Origin of the sequence: Duganella violaceipulchra, assembly GCF_019166075.1 — a bacterium.
GTDB lineage: Bacteria > Pseudomonadota > Gammaproteobacteria > Burkholderiales > Burkholderiaceae_D > Rugamonas > Rugamonas violaceipulchra.
Genome location: NZ_JAHTGR010000234.1, coordinates 1 through 255, shown reverse-complemented (window position 1 = coordinate 255; position 255 = coordinate 1). Strand labels below are relative to the sequence as shown.

At 65.1% G+C, this 255-nt stretch carries 1 protein-coding gene; it reads left to right on the top strand.

Annotated elements, in window-relative coordinates; all coding sequences use genetic code 11:
- A partial coding sequence (locus KVP70_RS33850) for an AMP-binding protein (protein WP_217946798.1) occupies positions 1-255 on the top strand: 255 nt, incomplete at both ends.

Below are 255 nucleotides of genomic sequence, written 5' to 3'. Positions count from 1 at the left end.
AGACGCCGTTCAGTTTTGACGTATCGGTGTGGGAATTCTTCTGGCCGCTCAGTTGCGGCGCGCGGCTGGTGATGGCCAGGGCGCAGGGACACAAGGACCCGGCGTATCTGAGCGAGACCATCGAACGCGAAGGCGTCACGACGCTGCACTTCGTGCCGTCGATGCTGCAGGTGTTCCTGGAAAACGGGCGGTTGAGCGCTTGCGGCAGCGTTACGCGGGTGGTGTGCAGTGGCGAGGCCTTGCCGGCGGCGCTGG